This window comes from Flavobacterium sp. CF108 (assembly GCF_900129795.1).
Lineage (GTDB): Bacteria > Bacteroidota > Bacteroidia > Flavobacteriales > Flavobacteriaceae > Flavobacterium.
Window position 1 is genome coordinate 635,006 of record NZ_FQWW01000003.1, and the last position, 25,713, is coordinate 660,718.

Here is a 25,713-nt window from a genome sequence, read left to right on the forward strand (position 1 = left end):
AAAGTGCTGAATGTTTGCTAAATTTACAACTTTAATACTTAAATAATGTCAAAAACAATAAAAAAAGTAGGTGTTCTTACCTCAGGAGGAGACTCACCAGGAATGAATGCTGCAATACGATCTGTTGTTCGAACATGTGCTTATCATAATATAGAATGCATAGGAATTTATAGAGGGTATCAAGGAATGATAGAAGGCGATTTTAAAGAAATGGGTCCTCGAAGCGTTAATAACATTGTAAATAAAGGAGGAACGATCTTAAAATCAGCTCGTTCTGTTGATTTTAGAACTCCGGAAGGAAGAAAAAAAGCGCACGAAAACCTTTTAAAAGCCGGAATTGATGCTTTAGTAGTTATTGGCGGCGACGGAAGTTTTACCGGAGGTTTAATTTTCAACTCAGAATATAATTTCCCGGTAATGGGAATTCCTGGTACAATCGATAATGATATTTATGGTACAAGTTTTACTCTAGGTTACGATACTGCTTTAAATACTGTTGTTGACTGTATTGATAAAATTAGAGATACTGCAAGTTCACATAACCGTTTATTCTTTGTAGAGGTTATGGGTAGAGATGCAGGTCACATCGCACTTAATGCAGGAATTGGTGCAGGTGCAGAAGAAATCCTTATTCCTGAAGAAGATTTAGGTCTTGACAGATTGTTAGACTCTCTTCAAAAAAGTAAAGCTTCAGGAAAATCATCAAGTATAGTGGTTATTGCCGAAGGTGATAAAATTGGTAAAAACGTATTCGAATTAAAAGATTATGTTGAAGCTAATTTACCAGAGTATGACGTAAGAGTATCTGTTTTAGGGCACATGCAGCGTGGTGGTTCGCCATCTTGTTTTGACCGTGTTTTAGCAAGCCGTCTTGGTGTAAAAGCAGTAGAATCTTTAATTGAAGGAAAATCAAACTACATGGTTGGTCTTAAGGAAGATAAAGTTATTTTAACTCCGCTTGAGCAGGCAATTAAAGGTAAATCTGAAATTGATAGAGAATTATTGAGAGTGTCAGACATTATGTCTACATAATTATATAGAGAAAAGTTTAAAAGAGAAGAAGTTTATTGTGAGGAAATTAGACTTTGAATTAGTATAATAAAAACAAAAGCAAAAATTTAGTAAAATGTCAAAAGTAAAATTAGGAATAAACGGATTTGGACGTATTGGAAGAATCGTTTTTAGAGAATCTTTCAATAGAGATAATGTAGAAGTTGTAGCAATCAACGATTTATTAGACGTAGATCACTTAGCTTACTTATTAAAATATGATTCAGTTCACGGTCGTTTCAACGGAACTGTAGAAGTAAAAGAAGGAAAATTGTATGTAAACGGAAGAAATATCCGTATCACTGCAGAAAGAAATCCTGCTGACTTAAAATGGAATGAAGTTGATGTTGATGTAGTAGCAGAATGTACTGGTATCTTTACAACTATCGAAACTGCAAATGAGCACATTAAAGGTGGTGCTAAAAAAGTTATCATTTCTGCTCCATCTGCAGATGCTCCAATGTTTGTAATGGGAGTTAACCACGAAACTGCAAAAGCTTCTGATTTAGTAGTTTCTAACGCTTCTTGTACTACAAACTGTTTAGCTCCATTAGCTAAAGTTATCCACGATAATTTTGAAATCGTTGAAGGTTTAATGACAACTGTTCACGCAACTACTTCAACTCAAATGACTGCTGACGGACCTTCTAGAAAAGACTGGAGAGGTGGACGTGCAGCTGCAATTAACATTATTCCTTCTTCAACAGGTGCTGCAAAAGCGGTTGGAAAAGTTATACCATCTTTGAATGGAAAATTAACTGGAATGTCTTTCCGTGTTCCTACTGCTGACGTTTCTGTAGTAGATTTAACTGTAAAAGTTGCTAAAGAAACTTCTTATGAAGAAATTATGGCAGTTTTGAAAAAATCTTCTGAAACTGATTTAAAAGGTATCTTAGGATTTACAGAAGATGCAGTTGTATCTCAGGATTTCATTTCTGACAAAAGAACTTCAATCATTGATTCTACTGCAGGAATTGGTTTAAATTCAACTTTCTTCAAATTAGTATCTTGGTACGATAATGAATACGGATACTCAAGCAAATTGATCGATTTATCTGTGCATATTGCAGGTTTAAAATAATATTATATATTTTTACAAAATCCCGTTATCACCAAGTAACGGGATTTTCTTATTTTGTTCTGTCTTTAATTAATGTAAAAAACACACTTATTTGAAGAAAAACTAATTCAAAAAACAAAAAAAATGAAATTAATAGTTGATAGTGGATCTACTAAAGCCGATTGGATTGCAATTGATGATAATGGAAAAGTATTATTCACCACACAAACCTTAGGATTAAATCCTGAAATTCTTGACGGGCCGGAAATTCTTGCAAGATTAAACGACCGTTTTGATATTTTACAAAATAAAAAAAATGCAACACATTTGTTCTTTTACGGAGCAGGTTGTGGAACAGACAGAATGAAAAAAGCTTTAAAGCAAATTTTTCAAGAGTATTTTACTAACGCGATTGTTGACGTTCAGGAAGATACTTATGCTGCAGTTTATGCTACAACTCCAAAAGGAGAAGAAGCAATCGTATCTATCTTAGGAACTGGGTCAAACTGCAGTTATTTTGATGGAAAAGTATTGCACCAAAAAGTTCAGTCATTAGGATATATTGTAATGGATGACTGCAGCGGAAACGTTTTTGGAAAAGAATTAATTAGAAAATACTATTTTAATAAAATGCCTAAGGAATTAGCGGTTGAGCTTGAAAAAGAATACGACGTTGATCCTGATTTTATTAAAAACAAATTATATAAAGAAGCAAACCCAAATGCTTATTTGGCAACTTTTGCTAAGTTTTTAATCAAACATAAAGACACAGAATTCTGCAGAAAAATTATTTTCAAAGGAATGAAATCTTTCGTTAAAAACTACATCAAACAGTTTGATAACTGTAAAGAAGTTCCTGTGCATTTTGTGGGTTCTATTGCTTTTTATCTGAAAGATGAATTACAAGAAACTTTCGATAAATACGAGCTTAAATTAGGAAATGTGTTAAGAAGACCAATTGATGGTTTAATTGCTTACCATGTTGCTAACCAATAATTAAATTTATGGAAATAGCTATAATAGCACACGACGGAAAGAAAGCAGATATGGTTCAGTTTTTAAATAAAAACAAGGCCTTGCTTCTTTTAGAAAAAATTAATCTTATCGCAACAGGAACTACCGGAAGTAAAGCTGTAAATGCTGGTTTTAAAGTACGAAGAATGCTTTCTGGACCTATGGGAGGTGATGCACAAATTGCTGCAAGGGTAGCCGAAGGGAAAACTCAAATGGTTTTCTTTTTTAAAGATCCACTGGCGAGCCATGCCCATGAAGTTGATATTAATATGTTAATTCGTGTTTGTGATGTACATAATGTGCCTTTGGCAACAAATGAAGCTTCCGCACAACTATTGTTAAATGCAGTTGCACTGCAATTATAGATAAATTTTCCTTTTTAACATATAAGCTTAAAGACCGCTGCATATTAGATGTCGCGGTTTTTTTATGGAATTAATTTAAACTTTAAGCTGAAAGGCCTGCTTTTTTTGAGTTTTTAAATGTAAATCCTTGATTTTGACGAATTTAATGTGGGAATTATCTTTTTTTATTTAAATTTGGTAATAATTTTATTATAAATTCATGAAAAAAATCATTGAAATAGCGATTATTGCTCATGATAATAAAAAAGCCGATATGGTTCAGTTTTTAATTAAAAACAGGATCGTATTAGAGAGTGAGAGATTGAAACTTGTTGCGACAGGTTTGTTGGGCAGGAGCGCAGAGAATACAGGTTTAAAAGTAGTTAAATTACTGCCATGTTCTATGGGAGGTGATGCCCAAATAGCAGCAAGAGTAGCAGAAAGTAAAATTAAGGTTGTGCTTTTTTTTAAAGATCCGCTTGCGAGTCATGCACACGGGGTTGATATCAGTATGCTTGTTAGAATTTGCGATGTACACAATGTGCCGCTGGCAACAAATGAAGCAACGGCACAATTATTAGTTGATGCTATTGCACAGCAATTATAGAGATTTCAACATTTACATTTTTTGGCAGACATGCCACTTGTACCGTTTCACGTGCTGGAGCGGTTTTTTCGTTAAAATAAGAACCATAAATAGTGTTAATAGCACCAAAATTGTTCATATCCATAATAAAGATCGTTGCTTTTACAACATTTTCAAAAGTCATGTTAGCCGCTTCTAAAATAGCTGCTATATTCTCCATTACTTGTTTAGTTTCATCATTGATGTTATCAGTAACAAGTTCTCCCGAAGCTGGATTTATAGCAATTTGCCCAGAAGCATAAAGTGTATTTCCTGATAATACCGCTTGATTGTACGGCCCAATAGGAGCCGGAGCTTTTTCTGTAAAGATTATTTTTTTCATGATAAATTTATTTTAAGTCGACAAATTATCGATTTGAAGTACTGCGTTTGTTCCATTTAATGTCACTCAGCATACCCGATTTAATTCCAATGAAGAAGTTCCAGTTAGCGTTTGGTCCCATCGGATTCCAGTTAAAAGCCATTCTCCAGCTTAACAAATCTCTTTCAAAACGGAATTGAGTAAAAGTAACCCCTTTTTGAACAAAATCATAACCTGTAGAAACCCCGCCTTTCCATTTAGGCGTAATATCCATATTCGCAGAAATCATAATAGAGTTTCCGGATATTTTATTTTCTCTGGCAGTATTGGAATAAGTAAGCGAATACGCCATTGTCATATCCCAAGGAATTTTTGAGCTGAAAAACTCGCTTACAACATCTTCGTCGCGTTCCGGTTCATTCGCAAACTGACTATTTCGGCTGTCATTTAAGTCTGTGTTTGTTCCGAATAAATCGTCATTACGACCACCGTTTCGCTGGCTTTGCGTATTTTTTTCTTTTCCGGTTCCCTTATTCGAGAAAGAATAGTTCATGGTTAAGTTTGCACTAGTCATTCTAAACAAACTTCCTCCATTATCAATATTATACTTGTTTATAACATTTCCTGCATTGTCGATAGCATAAGGATTTAAAACAGCTCCAAAATTGACATTCATTTTATTGTCAAAAAACTGCGTTCCCCCGCTTACTACAATTGGCTGCCAGGCTAAAGTCTTTTTTCCGTCTGCGCTAAAATTATAACTTGTATTGAAGTTTAAATTGTTCAGCAGCATTATCTTCTTAGGTTCTGTTTTTGTGCTGTCTTTATCCCTTACTTTGGCTTCAAACGTGTTGCTTAATGAAAAACCTACAATATTTGAATTACTTTGCCCTGGAGCGCCATAAATACCATTTGCGAACCGCGAGTATTCATCGGTTGAAATTTTACCAGACGCATCAACCGTATAATGTTCATAATATTGATCAAAACTTGGCGTATAGGAATACGTAAGACTCGGCCTCATAACGTGGCGGATAGACTGAATCCTTTTGTCCTCACCAAAATTAAATGTACCATAAATAGTAGTTCCTAAATTGGTGCTTAAATTATATGTTCTGTATGAGTCAAAACCATTTACTGTTTTATCATCCACTTTTCCTGCAGTGTCGTCAAAACCTTTTTTAATAGTTTTGGTTACCCAGGTTTCCTGATAGTTTGTAGATGCCCCGGCACTAAAATATTTGAATACTTTAAAGTTAGTACTTATCGGAATAGAGTGCTGCATACCAATTTGTGCATCTCTAAACATTTGAGGCTTAAAAAACAAGGAATCGTAAGTAGTGATATTGTTTTTACCTGTTACGTTATATTGTAAGTTGATGTTTTTGATAAACCCTTTTTTAACTCCGTCTTTTCCAACAAAAGGATAAATACGATCAATACTCCCCTGAAGGTTAGGAAGGCTCATCTGGATTTGCTCTGTCTGTGTATTTTGCTGATGCGTAGCAGATAACGAAATACGAGAACCCGGAATCGTATTAAAAGTTTTGTTGTATGAAATAGACGAACTCAATGTATTGTTCAAATTTGACCCAACGTTAGCCTGATTAATAGACTGTTTAAAGTACTTACTGCTACCCATATTTACAGAGGCACTAAAACTTGAGTTGGGATTAGATTTTGTGTCTTTTGAATGTGACCACTGAATATTGTAAATATTTTGTTTCGAATAATCTGGATAACCTCTTTCGCTGCTAATTAAATTCTCAAATCGAATATTGACATTTCCTCTATATTTATATCGGGTTGCATAAGCCGATTCAAAACGCATGGCGTAACTACCATTGGTATAATAATCTCCTAAAACAGTTAAGTCGTAATTGTCGCTTAAAGCAAAATAATAACCTCCATTTTGTAAAGAGAAACCTCTGGTATTTGAATCATTATAACTTGGAATAATAATACCCGAAACACTTTTTTCCTGACTCAACGGGAAATAACCATAAGGCAATGCCAGCGGAGTAGGGACATCAGCAATAACCATTTGCGTTAAACCGGTAACAATTTTTTTTCCGGGAACAAATTTAATTTTGCTTGTTCTAAAGTAGTATTCCGGATTGTCAATATCCTGAGCTGTTGTAATACGAGCCTCTTTTAGATAATAAACAGAGTCATTTTCTTTTTTGGTAACCGCAGCTTTAATATTTAATTCACCTTGTTTGGTTCTCGAATTATAAATTAATGCTTTTTTAGTTTTAAAATTAAAGCGGATAGAATCGGGCTGGACTTCACTCTCGCCTTGTTTAAAGTTTGGGAACTGCACTAAAGCCCCGGCAGAATCTTTAATTCTTCCGGCATAAACTTCATCCTTTTCATAATTCAAAACAATTATACCAGATTTTAGTTCAACATCTTTATAGTATAATTCGGCTTCGTTGTATAAAGTAATCAGTTTTTTCTTCTGATCGATTTTTGCGTAATCTTTTGCCTTGTATCTAACCTTACCATCGAGGAAAGTCTTGGTAGGTCTGACAGTATCTAATTTTATAGTGTCATTTTGGGTTATTTGAGGCTTATCTGTTTGTTTTGCAGCTGGTAAAGGCTTTTTTTTAGATTTTATCTCTTGCGAATATAAATTACCACATCCCATTGTTAGGAAAAATGATATTAAAACGATATTAAATAAGTTTGTCTGCAAAGGTTTAAATGCTATTTTTGTAAAATTATGGCTTGTTTTTTGACATGTCAAACTTACATATAATTTTTTGGCAAAAATAATCAATTGTAAAAATTATAACAGCTGCATTTTATTAAAATTAACTTTAGGATTTATGAATAGATTAAATAAAATTAAGGTAATCTTTACCTTTTTTCTAACAATAGCGTCATTTTGCACATATAGTCAATCAAATGTTTTTAAAGTAACACTTGATGCCGGACACGGAGATCACGACTTTGGTGCAGTTTACAGCGGGCGGATTGAAAAAAATATTGCCTTGGCTATTGTACTGAAAGTAGGGAAAATTTTAGAACTTAATCCAAATATCAATGTAATCTATACTCGTAAAACAGATGTCTTTATTGATTTGGTCGAAAGAGCCAATATCGCAAATAGAGCCAACTCTAATATTTTTGTTTCTATACATTGTAATGCAAATAAAAATACAGCAGCAGATGGTACCGAAACGTATGTAATGGGTTTAAGTAAAGTTGCATCAAATCTTGAAGCGGCGAAAAAAGAGAACTCGGTAATTACTTTAGAGAAAGATTATAAACGTAAATACGATGGTTTTGATCCAAATTCTCCAGAACAAATGGTTGGAATTACTTTAATGCAGGAAGAATATTTGGATAATAGTATTTCGTTAGCAAGTAAAATTGAAGATAATTTTGAAAGACTTGGAAAAAAAATCAGACAAGGCGGTGTAAAACAAGCACCATTTATGGTACTTCATAAAGCTTACATGCCAAGAGTTTTAGTTGAAACCGGATTCGTATCTAATCCAATAGAAGGAAATATTCTAAATTCTGAAGAAGGACAGGATGATATCGCAAAAGCAATTGCAGAAGCTATTTTGAGCTACAAAAGAGAATATTTTGGTTCAGGAACTTCAGAAGCAGTTGAAGCCAAGCCTGTAAAAGACACTTCAACTCCAAAGAAAGTTGTGCAAACACCTGCGCCTGCAGCCCCAAAAGGAACATTCTTTAAAGTGCAGCTTATAGCAAGTATCAAAAAAACACCTTTAGAACCTAAAAATTTTAAAGGACTAAAAAATGTAACAATGATCTACGAAAACAATATTTATAAATATTTCTATCAGGAAACTTCCGATTATGAAGCTGCGAAAAAATATCTGGAAGAAGCTAAGGATAAAGGATATGGCGCTGCATATTTGATAGCAACTAAAGACGGAGAAAAAATCAGTATTCAGGATGCTGTTAAATAATCCTCGCAAGTTCGAATATTTATACTAATTTTGTAACAAAACACTTAGAATTTTGAAACTAACAAGAGAAATTAAAACGGCTGTATTAGTCATAGCGTCTATTTTATTATTTATCTGGGGCTACAGTTTTTTAAAAGGAAAAGACCTTTTTACTAATTATAAAACATTATATGCTGAATATGATAATGTTGAAGAACTGACACAATCAGCACCAGTTACCATAAACGGACTTGTAGTTGGTAAGGTAAATAAAATCACAATCAATGAAACAACAGGAAAATTATTAGTTGAACTTCAGTTAAAAACAGATTTTCCTATTTCAAAAACAAGTAAAGCATCTTTATATTCAGCAAGTTTAATAGGAGGAAAGCAAATCGCTATTATTCCAAATTTAGCAGATAAAGAACCTGCAGAAGAAGGGCAGACACTTGAGTCTGTTGTTAAGCTGGGATTAACAGAATCTTTAGGGGGTAAAATCGAACCAATTACATTAAAATTGGATAAAATGCTCTTAAATATTGATAATCTGGTTACCGGATTAAACAATGTTTTAGACCAAAAAACACAACAGGATTTAAAGAAAACTTTAGCAGAATTGAGCCAGACAATGGAGCAGTTTCATAGAGCTTCAGGAAGTATCAACAATATTTTAGATACTAACAAAGGCCAGATAAACGGAGTTGTGACAAACTTTAATAAAATGTCAAGCAACTTTAATAAAATATCTGATTCTTTAAATAAAGCCGATCTTGGAAAAACAGTTCGTAACCTAAACCAGACTTTAGCAAAAGTAGATGGTATTATGGCTAGTTTAAATTCTGGAAAAGGTACAGCAGGTAAATTGTTAAGCGACGATGCGCTTTATAACAATCTTGCAAAAACTTCAAAAGAACTTGAATTGTTATTACAAGATGTTCGACTTTATCCAACACGTTACGTAAACGTTTCTCTTTTTGGAAAGAAAAACAAACCTTATGTAGCACCAGCCGGAGAAACAAATTCAACTGATAAAAAATAATTGTAATGAGTTATTTAGATAATATTTTATTCGCCATACTTCTTGTCGTAGGTTTTGGTTTTTTTGCAGCGAGCGTAAAAAAAATCATCCGCAACATTAATTTAGGAGTTGACGTAGATAGAAAAGATAATCCTAAAGCTCGTTGGAAAAACATGGCTTTGATTGCTCTTGGGCAGTCAAAAATGGTGAGACGCCCTGTTGCCGGAATACTTCATATTTTAGTATATGTAGGTTTCGTAATTATTAATATTGAATTACTTGAAATTATAATCGATGGATTAGTAGGAACTCATAGAATTTTTGCTCCTTATTTAGGTGTAGTTTATGATGTTTTAATTGCTTCATTTGAAATATTAGCCATACTTGTAATTTTTTCTGTTACCGTTTTTTGGCTTAGAAGAAATTTTATCAGATTAAAACGTTTTATACATTCTGATCTAACAGGATTTCCTAAAAGCGATGCAAACTACATTTTGTATTTTGAGACCGTTTTAATGATCTTGTTTTTATTAATGAACGCATCTGACCTGCATTTGCAAAATGTTCCGGGAGGAGTTTTTCACAAAGCAGGAAGTTTTCCAATAAGTCAGTTCATCGCGCCAATTTTTAATGGAATGTCAAACGAACTGGTTGTAATATTGTTTGAAGCATTTTGGTGGCTGCATATCGTTGGTATTATGGTTTTTATGAACTATTTATATTTCTCAAAACACTTACACATACTTTTAGCATTCCCAAATACATACTTTGCGAATTTAAAACCAGAAGGACAGTTTGATAATCTGGAATCAGTAACAAAAGAAGTAAAACTAATGATGGATCCAAATGCAGATCCTTTTGCAGCGGCTCCGGTTGATGAAAATGCGGCTCCATCTAAATTTGGCGCAAGCGATGTTCAGGATTTAAACTGGGTTCAGCTTTTAAACGCATATACTTGTACAGAATGTGGTCGTTGTACGTCTTCATGTCCGGCAAATCAAACGGGTAAAAAATTGTCTCCACGTAAAATTATGATGGACACAAGAGACCGTTTAACTGAAGTTGGGAAAAACATAGATGCTAATAAAGGTGTTTTTGTTCCGGATAATAAAACATTATTAAACGATTATATTACACCAGAAGAATTATGGGCTTGTACATCATGCAATGCTTGTGTAGAAGAATGTCCCGTAAATATTAGTCCGTTATCTATTATAATGGATATGCGTCGTTATTTAGTAATGGAGCAGAGTGCTGCGCCAATGTCACTGAATGCTATGATGACCAATATCGAAAATAATGGTGCGCCATGGCAGTACAGCCAGCAGGACCGATTGAATTGGAAAAACGAGAATTAGAGTAGTTTAAATGGTTAATTGTTTAACCGTTTAATCGATTTGAGTAAATATTTAAGGTTTTTAGTAAGGTTATTGTAAAGAGAGCAATTAACCAAATAAACAATTAACCGATTTAACAAAAAAAGAAGATGTCAGAAAGTTTAGTAGTGCCAACAATGGCAGAAATGCTAGCCCAGGGAACACAGCCAGAAGTTTTATTTTGGGTAGGTTGCGCAGGGAGTTTTGATGATAGAGCAAAAAAAATCACAAAAGCATTTGTACGTATTTTAAATCGTACTAATGTTTCTTTTGCAGTATTAGGTACAGAAGAGAGTTGTACTGGTGATCCTGCAAAAAGAGCCGGAAATGAATTTTTGTTTCAAATGCAGGCCATGATGAATATCGAGGTTTTAAATGCTTATGAAGCAAAAAAAATCGTTACAGCTTGTCCGCATTGTTTTAATACTTTAAAAAATGAATATCCTGAATTAGGTGGAAACTATGAAGTTATTCATCATACAGAATTCCTGAAGTCATTAATTGATGACGGAAGACTTACGGTTGAAGGCGGACAGTTTAAAGGAAAGAAAATTACTTTCCACGATCCTTGTTATTTAGGAAGAGCCAATAAAGTATACGAAGCGCCAAGAGATTTAATCCAGAAATTAGACGTTGAATTAGTCGAAATGAAACGCTCTAAAGCAAACGGATTATGCTGTGGAGCGGGTGGAGCGCAGATGTTTAAAGATGCTGAACCTGGAAACAAAGAAGTAAACGTACTGCGTACAGAAGATGCACTAGAAGTTCAGCCGGATATTATCGCTGCCGGATGTCCTTTCTGTAACACGATGTTAACCGATGGTATCAAACATCAGGAAAAAGAAGGACAGGTAAAAGTGTTAGATATCGCGGAGTTAATTGCGAATGCGCAGGATCTTTAGTTTTTAAGGTTCAAAGAGATAAAGGTGCAAAGGGACAAAGTTTTTCAACCTGAAACCTGAAACTTTAAACTTTAAACTTTAAACTTTAAAAAAAATCTAAAATCTAAAATTAACAATTTAAAATTAAAAAATGTATATACCTTTTGAAAATTTACCTGGTGAATCAAGAGTTTGGATTTACCAATCGAACAGAAAATTTTCTGAGGAAGAGTTTTCTGAAATCGAAACAGATTTAAAAGCTTTTGTAGAAGAATGGGCCGCACACGGAACAAGTCTTGAAGCATCATTTTTGCTAAAATACAATCGTTTTATAATATTAGCCGTAAATCAGGACGTTCAGGCTGCTACAGGCTGTTCTATTGATAGTTCGGTAGAATTTATTCAAGGTTTAGAGAAAAAGTACAATGTCGATTTATTAGACAAAATGAACGTTACTTTTAAACTTGGAGAACATATTGCACACAAACCATTAATTGATTTCAAGAAAATGGTAAAAGATAAATCAGTTTCTGAGAACACAATTGTTTTCAATAATTTGGTTAACAATATCGAAGAATTCAACGAATCGTGGGAAGTTCCTGCTGCCGACAGCTGGCACAGCAGATTTTTCTAAGAGAAATTTATAATATATTTGAAAGGCATGAAATTTTAGATTTTGTGCCTTTTTTTGTTTTGATTGTTTCAAGTTTCAGGTTTCAGGTTTCGCCAAAGTTTGTCATTCCGAGGAGATTGTTAAATCCGACAGGTTTTAAAAACCTGTCGGGTTTCGTTGCGTAATCTTTGTGAGTTTTTTTGTTTTTTTTACGTAAAGCTTGTTATTCCGAGGAACGAGGAATCGCACTAGAGAATCGACAAAGATTGGCGATTATGTTTGCGAAGATGGATTAAAATCCATCCCTACAATATAACTTGTTCCTACGGAACGCTGCATATAAAATTCCGAAGGAATGATTTATTTTGTAGTAACGGATTTTAATCCGTTGAAGACATAGTAAGCCCAATTATCATTCCGAGTAACTAGGAATGACAAGAATATCTAATTTTAATAATTTAATATTAAACATGAGGAAAGTTTTGAATATTTGTAGCGTTTTGTATTTTATTTGGACTTCAATAATACTAACCTTAATTTTTAATGGAAAAATAGTTTTCGGACAAGGAATTGGAGACATGTTTTATGTAATATTATTAGTCATTTTGCAAATTATATTCGGGTATATTTTTTTTCTAAACATTAAAAAGAAAGTTACTTTACCTTTAATAGTGACAATTTTATTAATCGTATGTGTCTTGCTGTTTACCTTGAAAATGACAATTTATAGAGGAATAGAGTATCCTTGGAACGGTAGTGTTTTTTTTGAATAGAATCATTTAAATTATTTTCTTATAAAAACAAAAACGTCTAATCTAGCCCCGATGGAAGCGGTATCCTTTTATGGTGGGGTTCGCCATAAAAGATTTAGTGTACAGCGGGACTACTGATCTTTTTGGGAGATATTGTCCTGCTTCTAAAAATATTTATCAACCAGATTTAATCTAATTTTGTCGAAAATCTAACAATTTAAAAGCCTAATTAAACGTGATTTTTGAGTACTTTCGTAGAATTAAATTTAATACATGAAAATAGCAATAGTTTGTTATCCGACATTTGGCGGTAGTGGTGTAGTTGCTACAGAACTAGGTCTCGAATTAGCCAGACGCGGACACGAAATACATTTTATAACTTACAGTCAGCCAGTAAGATTAGCGCTTTTAAACCCTAATGTTCATTATCACGAAGTAAACGTTCCTGAATATCCTTTATTCCATTATCAGCCGTATGAATTGGCTTTGTCAAGCAAATTGGTCGATATGGTGAAATTGTATAAAATAGAAGTTCTGCATGTGCATTACGCTATTCCCCACGCTTATGCGGGTTATATGGCGAAACAAATGCTTAAGAATGAAGGAATTAATCTTCCGATGATTACAACGCTTCACGGAACTGATATTACGCTTGTTGGAAATCATCCGTTTTACAAACCTGCGGTAACTTTTAGTATCAATAAGTCTGATTACGTGACTTCGGTTTCTCAGAGTTTGAAAGATGATACGCTGAAATTGTTTAAAATTAAGAATAAAATTAAGGTAATCCCGAATTTTATTGAATTGGATAAAGTTAGAAAAGACCCAACGGAACCTTGTCACAGATATGTAATGGCAAAGGAAAATGAGCGAATCGTAACACACATTAGTAACTTTAGAAAAGTAAAACGTATTCCGGATATTATCAAGATTTTTTATAATATTCAGAAAGTAATGCCGGCTAAATTAATGATGGTGGGCGATGGACCTGAAAAAGAAAGAGCAGAGGTTTTGTGTATGGAACTGGGAATTTACGACAAAGTAATTTTCTTTGGGAACAGTAATGAAATCGATAAGATTTTATGCATGACTGATTTGTTTTTACTTCCGTCAGAAACAGAAAGTTTTGGTTTAGCAGCCTTAGAAGCAATGGCTTGCGGAGTTCCTGTAATTTCAAGTAATTCAGGAGGCTTGCCGGAAGTTAATTTTGATGGTGTTTCAGGATATTTAAGTGATGTTGGAAATGTCGACGAAATGGCTGCAAATGCAATCAAAATTTTAAAAGATGACGAAACTTTGAATAAGTTTAAAATCAATGCCTTAGAAGTAGCTAAGAACTTTGATATTAAAAATATTCTGCCTAAATATGAAGCTTTGTATCAAAGAGCAATTGACGATTATAAAGAATAGAAACATTAATTTTAAAAATTTGAACGTAATGAAAAAAGTAATTTCGGTTTTAGTAATTTTTGTTTTGATTTCCTGCGGAGCTAAAAAAACAACAGATTCAAAAGCTTTATATGAAGTTTTAACTGAACAGTCTGATGGAGGGGGAAATATTAAATTTTTCGAAATTTTGACAGAACCTAACGAGATCAAAATGCTTGAAAATGATCCGCTTCTGGCTGCTAAAATGAAGCAGACTGATATTGCCAATTCTAATTATGTTATCCTTAATATGGGTGAGAAAAACACCGGAGGATATTCTATTGAAATTGAAAAGGTTGAAGAAACGGATAAGAATATTATCATTACAGTAAAAGAAAAAAATCCTGCTCCAGATGCAATGGTAACGCAGGCTATAACTTATCCTTATACAGTTGTAAAAATACATTCTAAAAAGGAGATTATTATTAAGTAAGTTATTAGTAAAGAGTGACTGGTAAATAGTTATTAGTTATTAGTGAAAAGTTAGATGTGAAATGTCAGGCTGAGCGTAGTCGAAGCCCTTTTTACCTTTAAAGCCCTTCGACTACGCTCAGGGTGACAATAATTTTTCAAAACATAAAAAAAACCTGTCGCATTACAACGACAGGTTTCTTCTTACAATTATTTTTTATTTTTAATTAGAATCTGAATTTGACACCTAAACCAACGTCAAATCCGAAATTGTCATCGTCATAGTATCCAGAACCGATTTCAGGTCTTGCATCTAATGACAGTGTGATAGGCACTTCTTTAAATCTATATTCGATACCAATATCTCCGGCCGCAAAAACATAAGTTCCGCTGTCATTGTATCTGTAATTATTGTTGTAATAATCGTGATCCCAGGCAGCAAGTCCACCACCTACACCAGCGTACCAGTTAAATCCTCCATCGATGTTCCAAACCCATTGGTAAAGAGCAACAGCTTTTATAGCGTCTACATCACTGCTGTTTCTCCAGCCTAAATCAAACTCAAGTCTGTTTTTTTGGTTCAATCCCAGCTGATATGATACTTCACCTCCAAATCCGTTATTGTCTCCTAAACGTAATCCTAAAGCGTGTTTTGAAATTTCTTGAGATTGAGCCGTAAATGCTAATCCCAAGAGCATAATGGCAGATAAAATAATCTTTTTCATAAAATGGTTAATTAATTTTTTTCAAATGTATAATCGTACTCTATGTAAGAACGTATAACATTTTTAGAAATTGTTATATAATTCACATTTTGTAAATGTAAATTACATAAACTTAAAATAGTTAACCTTTGTGAATGCTTGTAAATACTGGCGCATTTTACTTTTTAAGAATGATATTTGATAGCATTTGAGAGGTCAAAATATCTTCCATTTCAAAAAGATTTTCTTCTTCTGTAAAGTCTGTATGGGTGTATGAGTATAATTTCCAACGCTTTTTATGATACTCAAGAGCCGTTAAATTTTCGACCCAGTCGCCAGAATTTAAGTATAAAGTAGAACCGTGTTTGTTCTCTTTAGTAAGGATTTTTGGTTCATGAATATGCCCGCAGATTACATAATCGTAATTTTTCTCGATAGCCAGATCAGTTGCTGTAGTTTCAAAATCCGAAATAAATTTTACAGCCTTTTTTACGCTGGCTTTTATTTTTTTAGAAAAAGAGTAAGGTTCGCGGCCTAATTTTGCCAGACACCAGTTAGCAAAACGATTCATCAAAATTAAATAATCATAACCTAATCCGCCTAGTTTTGCAATCCATTTAGAATGCTGTACAGATGCATCAAAAACGTCTCCGTGAAAAATCCAGGCCTTTTTATCGTCTAATTCTATAACTAATTTATCGACCAAAGAAAAATTTCCCATGTTCATGTCGCTGAATTTTCGAAGAATCTCGTCATGATTTCCAGTAATGTAATACACTTTTGTGCCTTTAGAAGCCATCCCGATAATGCGCTGGATTACTCTTAAATGTGATTTAGGAAAATAAGATTTTCTAAACTGCCATGCATCAATTATATCTCCGTTTAAAACTAAAATTTTAGGTTTAATGCTTGATAAATAGTTGTTTAGTTCTTTAGCGTGGCTTCCGTAAGTTCCCAAATGGACATCAGAAATAATGACCAATTCGACATTTCGTTTTTTCAATTTTTCTTAATTTGAAGTTCCACAAATGAAAGAAAATCTATCAGAATTTGTTTTATCAAAAGGTTACTAATTCGGAGGCAATCTTAATAAATTGTGATTTTTAAAGTGTTTAATCTTTAATTAATATTACCAATTTTTAATTTTTTAATTTAATTCATAAAACTTACATTTGCTCAAAACAAATTACAATGGCAGGAAATAGCTACGGCACCCTATATAAAGTTACAACATTTGGAGAATCTCATGGTGAAGCTTTAGGCGGAATTATAGACGGTTGTCCATCAGGAATACAGCTTGATTTTGAAGCGATTGAAGTTGAAATGTCTCGCAGAAAACCGGGGCAGTCGGCTATCGTAACACAAAGAAAAGAACCAGATGCGGTTCAGTTTTTATCTGGAATATTTGAAGGAAAAACGACCGGAACACCAATTGGTTTTATTATCCCAAATACCAATCAAAAATCAGACGATTACTCGCATATAAAAGATAATTACAGACCAAGTCATGCTGATTATGTGTATGACCAAAAATATGGTTTTCGTGATTACCGCGGCGGCGGAAGAAGTTCTGCGCGTGAAACAGCAAGCAGAGTAGTAGCAGGTGCAATTGCAAAACAAATGCTTCCTCAAATAAAAATTAATGCTTACGTTTCTTCTGTTGGCCCAATTCATTTAGATACACCTTATCAGGAATTAGATTTCTCTAAAATCGAAAGCAATCCTGTTCGCTGCCCAGATGAAAAATCGGCAGCTATTATGGAAGAATATATTCGTGATATCCGCAAGCAGGGAGATACTGTTGGCGGTGTAGTTTCATGTGTAATTCAAAATGTTCCGGTTGGTTTAGGTGAACCTGTTTTTGATAAATTACATGCAGAATTAGGAAAAGCAATGCTTTCAATCAATGCAGTAAAAGGTTTTGAATACGGAAGTGGTTTCTCTGGTTCTGAAATGAAAGGAAGCGAACACAACGATTTATATAATCCTGACGGAACTACAAAAACAAATCTTTCTGGCGGAATCCAGGGCGGAATAAGCAACGGAATGGATATTTATTTTAGAGTAGCTTTTAAACCTGTTGCGACTATCATGCAGACTCAGGATTCTCTGGATAATAAAGGAAATATTACACCAATGACCGGAAAAGGACGTCATGATCCGTGTGTGGTGCCTCGTGCAGTACCAATCGTTGAGGCGATGGCTGCGATTGTTTTGGCTGATTTTTATTTAATCAACAAAACATATTAATAAAAGTAAGACAGTGAGGGTCTTATATTTTAATAATTTAAAAGTAAATTAATGCAAATTACAGAAACTAAAAAGAAATCATTTTTTTCGGGATTAACGGGGCAAATTATAATTGCAATGGTGCTTGGGGCAGTTTTGGGAATTATTATCCATAATTCAATTTCACAAGAAGCAGCAGTATCGTTTAGTAATAAAATAAAAATGCTGGCTACGATCTTTATCAGATTAGTACAAATGATTATTGCGCCTTTAGTTTTTACCACATTAGTAGTAGGAATTGCAAAGTTAGGTGATATTAAAACTGTTGGAAGAGTTGGAGGAAAAGCACTTGGCTGGTTTTTTACAGCTTCTTTTGTATCCTTATTAATCGGATTATTTTTTGTAAATATTTTAGAACCGGGTGTTGGTTTAAAGCTTGATCATGTTGATATGGCTGCTGCCAGCGAAGTTACAGCTAAAACAAAAATATTATCTGTTGAAAATTTTGTTGAGCATATTGTTCCTAAAAGTATTTTTGAAGCAATGGCAACTAATGAAATCTTGCAAATTGTAATATTTTCTATCTTTTTTGGATTAGCAGCTGCTTCATTGGGAAGTACGGTAAAACCAATTATAAATGCCTTTGATAAAGCTTCGCATATCGTTTTAAAAATGGTAAACTATGTAATGAACTTTGCTCCAATTGGAGTTTTTGGTGCCATTGCAGGAGTATTTGCTATTAGAGATGCAGAAGAATTAATTATTACTTATTTTAAATTCTTCGGATCATTTTTAGTAGGTATCGGGACCTTATGGGTAGTCTTAGTTGTAGTAGGTTATATTTTCTTAAAAGGAAGAATGACCGAATTATTAAAACGTATTACAGGACCATTAGCGATTGCTTTTGGAACAACAAGCAGTGAAGCCGTTTTTCCTAAATTAACAGAGGAATTAGAAGATTTTGGTGTTAAAAACAAAATTGTAGCCTTCATGCTGCCATTAGGTTATTCGTTTAACCTTGACGGAAGTATGATGTACATGACTTTTGCCAGTATCTTTATCGCTCAATTTTATGGCGTTCATTTAGATGTAGGGACGCAAATGGCTATGCTTTTGGTTTTAATGTTAACCAGTAAAGGTATTGCTGGTGTACCAAGAGCAAGTTTAGTAATTGTTGCAGCGACTTGCGGAATGTTTAAAATTCCGGTTGAAGGTATTGCCTTGATTTTACCAATTGACCATTTCTGTGATATGTTTAGAAGTGCAACAAATGTACTTGGAAACGCGCTGGCAACTTCGGTTGTTGGAAAATGGGAAGATGGTAAAGAAGAGAAATTGGATATAGCAGAAGAGAATTAATATATTCTTTAAAACATAAAAAAACCGTAACAGACTTTTGTTTGTTACGGTTTTTTATTTTTATAATAGTTTGCGGCTGAACAAAATCAGTCCATAAACTTATTAAGCAGCTACTTTTCCTTTTCTATCAGCTTCATCAGGTGCTGGTGTGTCACCGCCTGTAATAGTTTTTTGTTGTGCTTTAGTCAATTTTTCAGTTTCTGCAAATTTTAAAAAGTTTTCTAACATAGTTTTTTAGTTTTAGTTGCTCCAATCTTCTAAAACACTTGGGGCATGTGTTTTTTTATTTCTATAAAAGTTGAATAAAATCAACTAATAAATTATTTTGCTGCAACTTTACCTTTTCTAGAATCTTCTGACTCTGGAGCTAGTGCTTCACCACCAGTGATTGCTTTTTGTTGTGTTTTAGTCAATTTTTCTGTTTCTGCAAATTTTAAAAAGTTTTCTAACATAGTTTTTTAATTTTAGTTGCTCCAATCTTCTAAAACACTTGGGGCTTGTGTTTCTTAATTTTGTTAAAAATAGCATTATTTTTCATGATTATGATGTTTTTATTAAATATTTTATAATAAAAAGCACATTAAAAGTAAAGATCTTGTCTTGCAATGTTTTAAAGCTTTGAAAGAGTTTTTGTTGAGAATAGTAACTTAAGCCTATAAACTTTAAGTTTCATAAATATTTAAATGCCTTTTTTAAGTATTTTTAGAAGCGAAAAATAGTAGAATGATTATTGAATCTTTAGGTTATTAAGGCAATACTGTTACTGTGTATTATGATAATAATGTATATTTGAATAAACATATCCCAAATTATGCTTCATTATAGATTTTGTTTTTTAATTTTTACTTTTTTAAACATACTATGTCTTGAGTCGCCAGCTCAAAACCATGCTGTATCTCTTATAAAAGTTAAAGACATAACTCAAGAAGCTTGCGATTATTTAGACGAAACTAATTACGAAAAATCCTTAAAGAAATCCGGAATTGCCCTGCAGTATGCATTTGATCTAAAAAATGATACGCTGATTTCAAGGAATTACAACATAATCGGAATTAATTTTCACGATTTGGGCGAAGTTAATAAAGCTGTATTTTTTTATAAGAAGGCATTATTCTACGCAGAACGATCTAATATTGTTAGCTTAAGAATGATGATAACCAGTAATTTAGGTAATTTGTATTTTTTTGAAAAAAGAATGTACAATGACGGAATTACGTATTATAAAGAGTCATTAAAATTTGGAAGACAGCAAAAATACCTCAAAGAAGTTGCCATAACCAATCTTAATATAGTCTGGTCGTATTTCAAGATTGGAAACTATAAAGAAGGATTACCTTATTTGCAATACATCAATAAACATCAAAATGATTTAAAAGGAAAATCAAATGATATTGCTTTAAATTTTTTAAATGGAATGTATTGGGCCAGTGAAAATGAAAATGATAAAGCAACTGCCTATTTTATAAAAGCAATTTCTTGCGGTAAGTCTCAAGATGAAAAACCAGATTTGGCATATGCGCATTTAGAGTATTCAAAATTTTTAAGTAAAATAGGAAAACACAAAGAAGCGTATAATAATCTGGTTATATATAATAAAATTACAGGTGAACTCTATAGTCAGGAAAAGCTTAAAAAAGCCTCTATAGCGGGTTTAAACTTAGAACTGGATGAATACAAAAGACAGATTGAGAAAATTGAAAATGAAAAAACATCTCAATTACAAAGTTTAAAAAAATCAAGGATCATTGTAATCCTGTTTATCCTTATTTCGTTGATTCTGCTTTTTTTAATTGTAACCTTAATTAAGAATATCGGACTTAAGAAAAAGCACAATTTAGAGCTTCTAAAAGCAAAAGAAATGGCAGAAGAAGCCTCTGTGCTTAAAACTCAATTTATTTCTACGATAAGCCACGAATTGCGTACTCCGTTGTATGGCGTTGTCGGGATAACCAATATGCTTTTAGAAGAACACAAAGAGTTATCTCAAAGTGAACATTTAAGTGCTTTAAAATTTTCTGCCAGATATTTGTTATCTCTTGTAAATGATATTTTGCAAATCAATAAAATTGAAGAGAATAAAGTCGTTCTGGAAAGTTTAACTTTTAATATTTCAGATGAGATAACGGTGATCAAGAATTCACTTTCTTTTTTATCTCAAAAAAATAACAACAAAATTAATGTTGAAATTGATCACGCAATCCCCGAATATTTAATTGGAGATAAACTGCGTCTGGCTCAAATTTTAATGAACCTCGTAAGCAACGCTTTAAAGTTTACTAAAGATGGTGAAGTTGAAATTAGAGTTAAACTGGATAGGATAGAAGGTAAGTTTTATCATCTGGATTTTTTGATAAAAGATAATGGTGTTGGAATTGCTGCTGTCGATCAAAATAAAATATTCGAGAAATTTGTTCAGGTAGGAAGAAAAGAAGAAGATTACCAGGGAACAGGATTAGGTTTAAGCATTGTAAAACGCTTATTAGGGCTTTTTGGAAGCTCGATCAGTCTAGAAAGTGATCTTGGTGCAGGAACTTCATTTTCATTTTCTATTCCTTTTGAACATGATCCTCTCAAAACAAAAAAAATCATTGAAAATATCGAAGTCGATTTAACTTCAAGCGATATCTACAAAATTCTTATTGTCGAAGATAACCTCATTAATCAATTAGTAACCAAGAAAATTATTGAAAAAAATAATTTTGTCTGCAAAGTAGTTGATGACGGTTTTGCTGCTCTTTCAATATTAGATAAAGAAGAATTTGATCTTATCTTGATGGATATTAATATGCCGTTAATGAACGGATTTGAAACCACAAAAAGAATTCGCCAGCTTGGTATAAAAACCCCGGTTGTAGCTTTAACCGCTTTTGATAAAGATGAAATTACAGATGAAGCAGTTTCATCAGGAATGAATGATATTATCGTGAAACCTTTTGAACCTGTAAAGCTGTTTAAGATTTTAAATTACCTTATAAATGAATCAAAAAACGCTGGTTAATACCAGCGTTTTTTATTTTGTTTTGAAGCATTCGATTTTCTCGATTTGTGAGCACCGCCGCTTCGGTTTGAATTTTTAGGCTTTTCGCCGGCTTCTGGACTTCCTGCATGCCATGGATAAGGATGATCTGTAATGATTTTTACATCTACTTTTATTAATTTCTTAATATCCTTCCAGTAAGGCTCTTCGTCTTTACCGCAAAATGAAATCGCAATTCCGCCATTTCCTGCACGTCCGGTACGGCCAATTCTATGAACATACGTTTCAGGGATATTCGGTAAATCAAAGTTAATCACATACGGTAACTGGTCAATGTCAATTCCCCTCGCTGCAATATCTGTGGCCACTAAAACGCCAACTTCTTTGTTTTTAAAAGCATCCAGAACACGTTGTCTCGCATTTTGCGATTTATCTCCGTGAATCGCTTCTGCCGGAATATCTTTTTTGCGAAGTGCTTTTACAACATTATCCGCACCATGTTTCGTTCTTGAAAAAACCAGCACATTTGATAAATTTTCGTTTTTAATCAAATGATATAATAAGTTTCTTTTTTCTGTTTTGTCAACAAAATAAATACGCTGCTCTACATTTTCAGCAGTTGATGAAACCGGAGAAACTTCAACTTTTTCAGGATCTTGCAAAAACATTTCTGCCAATTCGCGAATTGCAAGAGGCATTGTTGCAGAGAAAAGTAAAGTTTGTCTGTTTTTAGGTGTAAGTTTTACAATCTTTTTTACATCGTTTATAAAACCCATATCCAGCATTTGATCGGCCTCATCTAAAACTAAAGTGTGTAAATGATTCAAATCCAGAAAACCCTGTTTTTGTAAATCTAATAAACGACCCGGAGTCGCAACTAAAATATCAATACCATTTTTTAAGGTATCAACCTGCGGATTTTGAGAAACCCCGCCAAAAATCGTTAATTGTGTTAAATTGGTATATTTTGCATAAGTGTCAAAACTCTGTCCAATCTGCACCGCTAATTCACGAGTTGGGGTAACGATAAGAGCACGAATTACTTTGGCTTTTTTTGATGAACCTACAATTCGATGCAGTTGATGTATAATTGGAATAGCAAATGCGGCAGTTTTTCCCGTACCAGTTTGAGCACAGCCAATTAAATCCCTTCCGGCTAAAACAATCGGAATCGATTTTTCCTGAATTGGAGTGGGGTTTAGGTAGCCTTCTTCAAATACGGCTTTTTGTATACTTTTTGAAAGTGATAAATCTTCGAATAACATATCTTACTAATTAAGAACTTTAGTTTTAAGTACTAAATTCTGTGCAAAGATAGGTTTATTCAGTTAACCGTTGATTTGAATCTTCTATTATTTGGGAAATATGTGGCTGCAGACCACTTGCTCTTCAATAAATTTTATCTTTTTCGTTGTTCGCTTTTATAAAATCAGTTACTAAATAACCAATTAATTTTCCAATTAAATTATTGTTTGGAGAATCGGCAAGATCTGGCGCGCCTTCACAAATATGTAAATAGGTCGCATTTCTGTGCTGTGCAAAAAATGAAATAAACTGTCTTAATTCTTCTACCGAAAAACCGCTTATTGTCATAGCGCTGCTGGCGATATTAGGAATTGCGTCTAAATCAATTTCAATTCCAAATGAATCTGTCTTGATAAATTCAAGAGCCAGAGCCATTTCCCTCTCAAAATCTTTTTCCTTGCGAATATTTACGCTGTCATACGTATTATAACGAACACGATCTTCAAGTTTTTTAATAATATCTAAAACGCTTTTTGAAGTATAATTTTCGTGAAGCCCAAAAATGAAGTATTTTTTAAGGAAACCTTCTTCATAAGCATAAGAAAAACCATTTCCGCTGTGACGGCCTTCCAGAATCCTAAAATCAGAATGCGCATCAAAATTAATGGCATTAATAGGTTTTCCTTTGGCTAAAGCCGAACCTTTAATATTTCCGTAAGCGTTATTATGACCGCCTCCAATAATAATTGGAGTTTTTCCCGCTTTAATTATAGTAAATATGATATGCGAAACTTCTTTGTCGATTTTTTCGACTAACTGGCTTAGTTTAGAACGATCGTCGATATCATTAAAATCTAATTTTTCGACATCACGCATTTCTTCAGAAACATCTAAGTGTCCTAAAATAATAATCTGACTTCCTTTACAAAATCTATTATGCTGAATATTTGCAATGCTTTTAATAGCGCTTTTCCAGGCAGATGCCGCTCCGGGTCTTCCGTAATTCGCTCGTACACCAATATCTTCAGGAATTCCTAACAACACATACTTCGCCTCCGATTCTTGCAAAAACTTGATTCTATCTACTTCTTTAGGAAGCACAATCATTTTTTCTCCGAATTTTATTTCACCACTACGATGATTTGTGACTTTTGCCAAATCATTGACAGTAAAAGGAACTAATTTCTCCATGAAAAAAATTTATTTTCCAAAAATAATATAATTGTTACAACTTACGTTATTAAGATATATTAATTCTTAAATTTGTTATTAAAGAAAATTATTCAATATGGAAAACCCAACGAACAACAACAATTCAAGTCTAAAAGCGGTTATAGCGGTTTTAGCAGTCCTACTAATTGGTAGCTTAGTGTATATCTTTAAACTTTCTTCTGATACTGAAGTGGTTAAAACAGAATTGACAACGTCAATGACAGAAAAAGAATCTGTTATGAAAGATTTACAGGAATTAAAAGCAACTTACGATGCTGCAATTGCTGAAAACACGTCAATGTCTGATGAATTAATTCAGGAAAGAGATAAAGTTGTCGCTTTAATGGCAGATTTAAATAAATCTAAAGGTGACGTTTCTAAATACAGATCTCAAGTTCAGGCAATGCAGGGCAAAATGAAAACTCTTGTTGCTGAAAATGACGAATTGAAAAAACAAAATGGTGTTTTAACAGTTCAAAGAGATAGTACAATTACAGTTTTAGGGGAGTCTAAAAAATATAACGAAGTACTTGTAGGTCAAAATGAAGAGCTTGCAAAAACAGTTGAAAGAGGTTCTAAATTATCTATTACGAACACTAAAACTGCAGCTTATAAATTAAGAAGCTCTGGAAAACAAATTGAAACAGACAAAGCAAGCCGTGCTGATGTTTTAAAAGTAAGTTTTACAATTGCTGAAAACCAAATTGCAAAATCTGGAGATAAAACATATTATGTTCAGGTTATCGATGCAAAAAATAACGTTTTGGGCGAGAAAAAAACGGAGAACTTTGGTGACAACTCTTTAACATACAGCTTTAAAACTACTGTAAAGTATGAAAACAAAACTGTAAATGTTACGGAAGATTTACCAGGAAAAGATTTTGCTAAAGGAACTTACTTTATCAATGTTTTTGATAATGATGAATTAGTTTCTAAAACTAGTTTCAGCTTGAGATAAATTCTCATCGTCGTTTAAGTAAAAATACCACTTAAGATATTAAAGGTCTGTGATTTTCTTCACAGACCTTTTTTAATTTTTATGTTTTCTGGTGTTTGGCTGAAAGCGTGTTTAGCGATACGTTTCCCGTGGTTGAAACCACGGGCTATATTTGAGAATGTTATTTTATATGCATAGGCAGCGGTTTTAATCGTTGCGGATATGTGGCG

The 25,713-nt window shown here is 33.3% G+C and carries 24 protein-coding genes; 16 read left to right on the forward strand and 8 right to left on the reverse strand.

The window, feature by feature from the left end; genetic code table 11:
* Positions 1-45 precede the first annotated feature (45 nt).
* The 5 genes from pfkA to BUE10_RS11465 all read left to right on the forward strand — a co-directional run bounded on the left by pfkA (position 46) and on the right by BUE10_RS11465 (position 4,075).
* On the forward strand, positions 46-1,032 hold the full coding sequence (gene pfkA, locus BUE10_RS11445) for a 6-phosphofructokinase (RefSeq protein ID WP_053470187.1): 987 nt from the start codon (positions 46-48) through the stop codon (positions 1,030-1,032).
* A 94-nt stretch (positions 1,033-1,126) separates the two neighbouring features.
* A complete protein-coding gene (gene gap, locus BUE10_RS11450) occupies positions 1,127-2,131 on the forward strand; it encodes a type I glyceraldehyde-3-phosphate dehydrogenase (RefSeq protein ID WP_053470186.1) in 1,005 nt (334 codons plus the stop codon).
* Between the two features lie 123 nt (positions 2,132-2,254).
* Entirely contained in the window at positions 2,255-3,106 is an 852-nt protein-coding gene (locus BUE10_RS11455) for an N-acetylglucosamine kinase (RefSeq protein ID WP_073485155.1), read from the forward strand.
* Positions 3,107-3,114: 8 nt separating this feature from the next.
* Positions 3,115-3,489 carry a methylglyoxal synthase gene (locus BUE10_RS11460; protein WP_073485156.1) on the forward strand — a complete coding sequence of 125 codons (375 nt, stop codon included), beginning with the start codon at positions 3,115-3,117 and terminating at the stop codon, positions 3,487-3,489.
* 211 nt (positions 3,490-3,700) lie between these two features.
* On the forward strand, positions 3,701-4,075 hold the full coding sequence (locus tag BUE10_RS11465) for a methylglyoxal synthase (RefSeq protein WP_073485289.1): 375 nt from the start codon (positions 3,701-3,703) through the stop codon (positions 4,073-4,075).
* On the opposite strand, the gene BUE10_RS11470 is transcribed toward BUE10_RS11465, so the two are convergent.
* Positions 4,056-4,436, reverse strand: coding sequence for a RidA family protein (locus tag BUE10_RS11470; protein ID WP_073485158.1), 381 nt, complete (start codon positions 4,434-4,436; stop codon positions 4,056-4,058). The genes BUE10_RS11465 and BUE10_RS11470 overlap by 20 nt on opposite strands.
* 25 nt (positions 4,437-4,461) lie before the next feature.
* Positions 4,462-7,164: a putative LPS assembly protein LptD gene (locus BUE10_RS11475; RefSeq protein ID WP_073485291.1), complete on the reverse strand. Its 2,703-nt coding sequence runs from the start codon at positions 7,162-7,164 to the stop codon at positions 4,462-4,464.
* Positions 7,165-7,246: 82 nt separating this feature from the next.
* Here BUE10_RS11475 and BUE10_RS11480 point away from each other — a divergent pair, with 82 nt between their 5' ends.
* The 7 genes from BUE10_RS11480 to BUE10_RS11515 all read left to right on the forward strand — a co-directional run bounded on the left by BUE10_RS11480 (position 7,247) and on the right by BUE10_RS11515 (position 14,842).
* Positions 7,247-8,362 (forward strand): N-acetylmuramoyl-L-alanine amidase family protein, encoded by a 1,116-nt coding sequence (locus tag BUE10_RS11480; RefSeq protein WP_073485293.1) that lies wholly within the window; start codon positions 7,247-7,249, stop codon positions 8,360-8,362.
* Positions 8,363-8,414: 52 nt separating this feature from the next.
* Complete coding sequence (locus BUE10_RS11485; protein WP_073485159.1) at positions 8,415-9,380, forward strand: MlaD family protein; 966 nt, start codon at positions 8,415-8,417, stop codon at positions 9,378-9,380.
* A 5-nt stretch (positions 9,381-9,385) separates the two neighbouring features.
* Positions 9,386-10,717, forward strand: a complete 1,332-nt coding sequence (locus tag BUE10_RS11490; protein ID WP_073485161.1) for a 4Fe-4S dicluster domain-containing protein — start codon at positions 9,386-9,388, stop codon at positions 10,715-10,717.
* Between the two features lie 128 nt (positions 10,718-10,845).
* Positions 10,846-11,637, forward strand: a complete 792-nt coding sequence (locus BUE10_RS11495; protein ID WP_056203005.1) for a (Fe-S)-binding protein — start codon at positions 10,846-10,848, stop codon at positions 11,635-11,637.
* A 130-nt stretch (positions 11,638-11,767) separates the two neighbouring features.
* Entirely contained in the window at positions 11,768-12,250 is a 483-nt protein-coding gene (locus BUE10_RS11500; RefSeq protein WP_031455874.1) for a hypothetical protein, read from the forward strand.
* Positions 12,251-13,254: 1,004 nt separating this feature from the next.
* Positions 13,255-14,391: an N-acetyl-alpha-D-glucosaminyl L-malate synthase BshA gene (gene bshA / locus BUE10_RS11510; RefSeq protein WP_073485165.1), complete on the forward strand. Its 1,137-nt coding sequence runs from the start codon at positions 13,255-13,257 to the stop codon at positions 14,389-14,391.
* A 28-nt stretch (positions 14,392-14,419) separates the two neighbouring features.
* Complete coding sequence (locus BUE10_RS11515) at positions 14,420-14,842, forward strand: protease complex subunit PrcB family protein (protein WP_073485167.1); 423 nt, start codon at positions 14,420-14,422, stop codon at positions 14,840-14,842.
* Positions 14,843-15,047: 205 nt separating this feature from the next.
* Here BUE10_RS11515 and BUE10_RS11520 read toward each other — a convergent pair whose 3' ends face one another.
* On the reverse strand, positions 15,048-15,545 hold the full coding sequence (locus tag BUE10_RS11520; RefSeq protein ID WP_073485168.1) for a hypothetical protein: 498 nt from the start codon (positions 15,543-15,545) through the stop codon (positions 15,048-15,050).
* Between the two features lie 157 nt (positions 15,546-15,702).
* Entirely contained in the window at positions 15,703-16,527 is an 825-nt protein-coding gene (locus BUE10_RS11525; RefSeq protein ID WP_073485170.1) for a UDP-2,3-diacylglucosamine diphosphatase, read from the reverse strand.
* A 188-nt stretch (positions 16,528-16,715) separates the two neighbouring features.
* On the opposite strand from BUE10_RS11525, the gene aroC reads away from it, so the two are divergent.
* Both aroC and BUE10_RS11535 read left to right on the forward strand, forming a co-directional pair.
* Positions 16,716-17,774 (forward strand): chorismate synthase, encoded by a 1,059-nt coding sequence (aroC, locus tag BUE10_RS11530; RefSeq protein WP_073485172.1) that lies wholly within the window; start codon positions 16,716-16,718, stop codon positions 17,772-17,774.
* A gap of 51 nt (positions 17,775-17,825) precedes the next feature.
* Positions 17,826-19,112, forward strand: a complete 1,287-nt coding sequence (locus BUE10_RS11535; protein WP_073485174.1) for a dicarboxylate/amino acid:cation symporter — start codon at positions 17,826-17,828, stop codon at positions 19,110-19,112.
* A 102-nt stretch (positions 19,113-19,214) separates the two neighbouring features.
* Here BUE10_RS11535 and BUE10_RS24340 read toward each other — a convergent pair whose 3' ends face one another.
* Positions 19,215-19,340, reverse strand: a complete 126-nt coding sequence (locus BUE10_RS24340; RefSeq protein WP_255369093.1) for a hypothetical protein — start codon at positions 19,338-19,340, stop codon at positions 19,215-19,217.
* A 92-nt stretch (positions 19,341-19,432) separates the two neighbouring features.
* Entirely contained in the window at positions 19,433-19,564 is a 132-nt protein-coding gene (locus BUE10_RS24345; RefSeq protein WP_255369094.1) for a hypothetical protein, read from the reverse strand.
* A 359-nt stretch (positions 19,565-19,923) separates the two neighbouring features.
* Here BUE10_RS24345 and BUE10_RS11540 point away from each other — a divergent pair, with 359 nt between their 5' ends.
* On the forward strand, positions 19,924-22,110 hold the full coding sequence (locus BUE10_RS11540) for a response regulator (protein WP_073485176.1): 2,187 nt from the start codon (positions 19,924-19,926) through the stop codon (positions 22,108-22,110).
* Here the strand turns inward: BUE10_RS11540 and BUE10_RS11545 are convergent.
* Entirely contained in the window at positions 22,107-23,354 is a 1,248-nt protein-coding gene (locus tag BUE10_RS11545) for a DEAD/DEAH box helicase (protein WP_073485178.1), read from the reverse strand. The two genes, BUE10_RS11540 and BUE10_RS11545, sit on opposite strands and share 4 nt — an antisense overlap.
* Before the next feature lie 124 nt (positions 23,355-23,478).
* A complete protein-coding gene (locus BUE10_RS11550) occupies positions 23,479-24,525 on the reverse strand; it encodes a formimidoylglutamase (protein WP_073485180.1) in 1,047 nt (348 codons plus the stop codon).
* A gap of 97 nt (positions 24,526-24,622) precedes the next feature.
* On the opposite strand from BUE10_RS11550, the gene BUE10_RS11555 reads away from it, so the two are divergent.
* Positions 24,623-25,504 carry a hypothetical protein gene (locus tag BUE10_RS11555; RefSeq protein ID WP_073485182.1) on the forward strand — a complete coding sequence of 294 codons (882 nt, stop codon included), beginning with the start codon at positions 24,623-24,625 and terminating at the stop codon, positions 25,502-25,504.
* The last annotated feature ends 209 nt before the right edge of the window (positions 25,505-25,713 follow it).

Excerpts from the sequence above, each read along its gene's own strand:
- pfkA (WP_053470187.1), top strand. The coding sequence starts at position 46 with ATGTCAAAAACAATAAAAAAAGTAGGTGTTCTTACCTCAGGAGGAGAC.
- gap (WP_053470186.1), top strand. The coding sequence starts at position 1,127 with ATGTCAAAAGTAAAATTAGGAATAAACGGATTTGGACGTATTGGAAGA.
- BUE10_RS11455 (WP_073485155.1), top strand. The coding sequence starts at position 2,255 with ATGAAATTAATAGTTGATAGTGGATCTACTAAAGCCGATTGGATTGCA.
- BUE10_RS11460 (WP_073485156.1), top strand. The coding sequence starts at position 3,115 with ATGGAAATAGCTATAATAGCACACGACGGAAAGAAAGCAGATATGGTT.
- BUE10_RS11470 (WP_073485158.1), bottom strand. The coding sequence starts at position 4,436 with ATGAAAAAAATAATCTTTACAGAAAAAGCTCCGGCTCCTATTGGGCCG.
- BUE10_RS11480 (WP_073485293.1), top strand. The coding sequence starts at position 7,247 with ATGAATAGATTAAATAAAATTAAGGTAATCTTTACCTTTTTTCTAACA.
- BUE10_RS11490 (WP_073485161.1), top strand. The coding sequence starts at position 9,386 with ATGAGTTATTTAGATAATATTTTATTCGCCATACTTCTTGTCGTAGGT.
- BUE10_RS11495 (WP_056203005.1), top strand. The coding sequence starts at position 10,846 with ATGTCAGAAAGTTTAGTAGTGCCAACAATGGCAGAAATGCTAGCCCAG.
- BUE10_RS11500 (WP_031455874.1), top strand. The coding sequence starts at position 11,768 with ATGTATATACCTTTTGAAAATTTACCTGGTGAATCAAGAGTTTGGATT.
- bshA (WP_073485165.1), top strand. The coding sequence starts at position 13,255 with ATGAAAATAGCAATAGTTTGTTATCCGACATTTGGCGGTAGTGGTGTA.
- BUE10_RS11515 (WP_073485167.1), top strand. The coding sequence starts at position 14,420 with ATGAAAAAAGTAATTTCGGTTTTAGTAATTTTTGTTTTGATTTCCTGC.
- BUE10_RS11520 (WP_073485168.1), bottom strand. The coding sequence starts at position 15,545 with ATGAAAAAGATTATTTTATCTGCCATTATGCTCTTGGGATTAGCATTT.
- aroC (WP_073485172.1), top strand. The coding sequence starts at position 16,716 with ATGGCAGGAAATAGCTACGGCACCCTATATAAAGTTACAACATTTGGA.
- BUE10_RS11535 (WP_073485174.1), top strand. The coding sequence starts at position 17,826 with ATGCAAATTACAGAAACTAAAAAGAAATCATTTTTTTCGGGATTAACG.
- BUE10_RS24340 (WP_255369093.1), bottom strand. The coding sequence starts at position 19,340 with ATGTTAGAAAACTTTTTAAAATTTGCAGAAACTGAAAAATTGACTAAA.
- BUE10_RS24345 (WP_255369094.1), bottom strand. The coding sequence starts at position 19,564 with ATGTTAGAAAACTTTTTAAAATTTGCAGAAACAGAAAAATTGACTAAA.
- BUE10_RS11540 (WP_073485176.1), top strand. The coding sequence starts at position 19,924 with ATGCTTCATTATAGATTTTGTTTTTTAATTTTTACTTTTTTAAACATA.
- BUE10_RS11545 (WP_073485178.1), bottom strand. The coding sequence starts at position 23,354 with ATGTTATTCGAAGATTTATCACTTTCAAAAAGTATACAAAAAGCCGTA.
- BUE10_RS11550 (WP_073485180.1), bottom strand. The coding sequence starts at position 24,525 with ATGGAGAAATTAGTTCCTTTTACTGTCAATGATTTGGCAAAAGTCACA.
- BUE10_RS11555 (WP_073485182.1), top strand. The coding sequence starts at position 24,623 with ATGGAAAACCCAACGAACAACAACAATTCAAGTCTAAAAGCGGTTATA.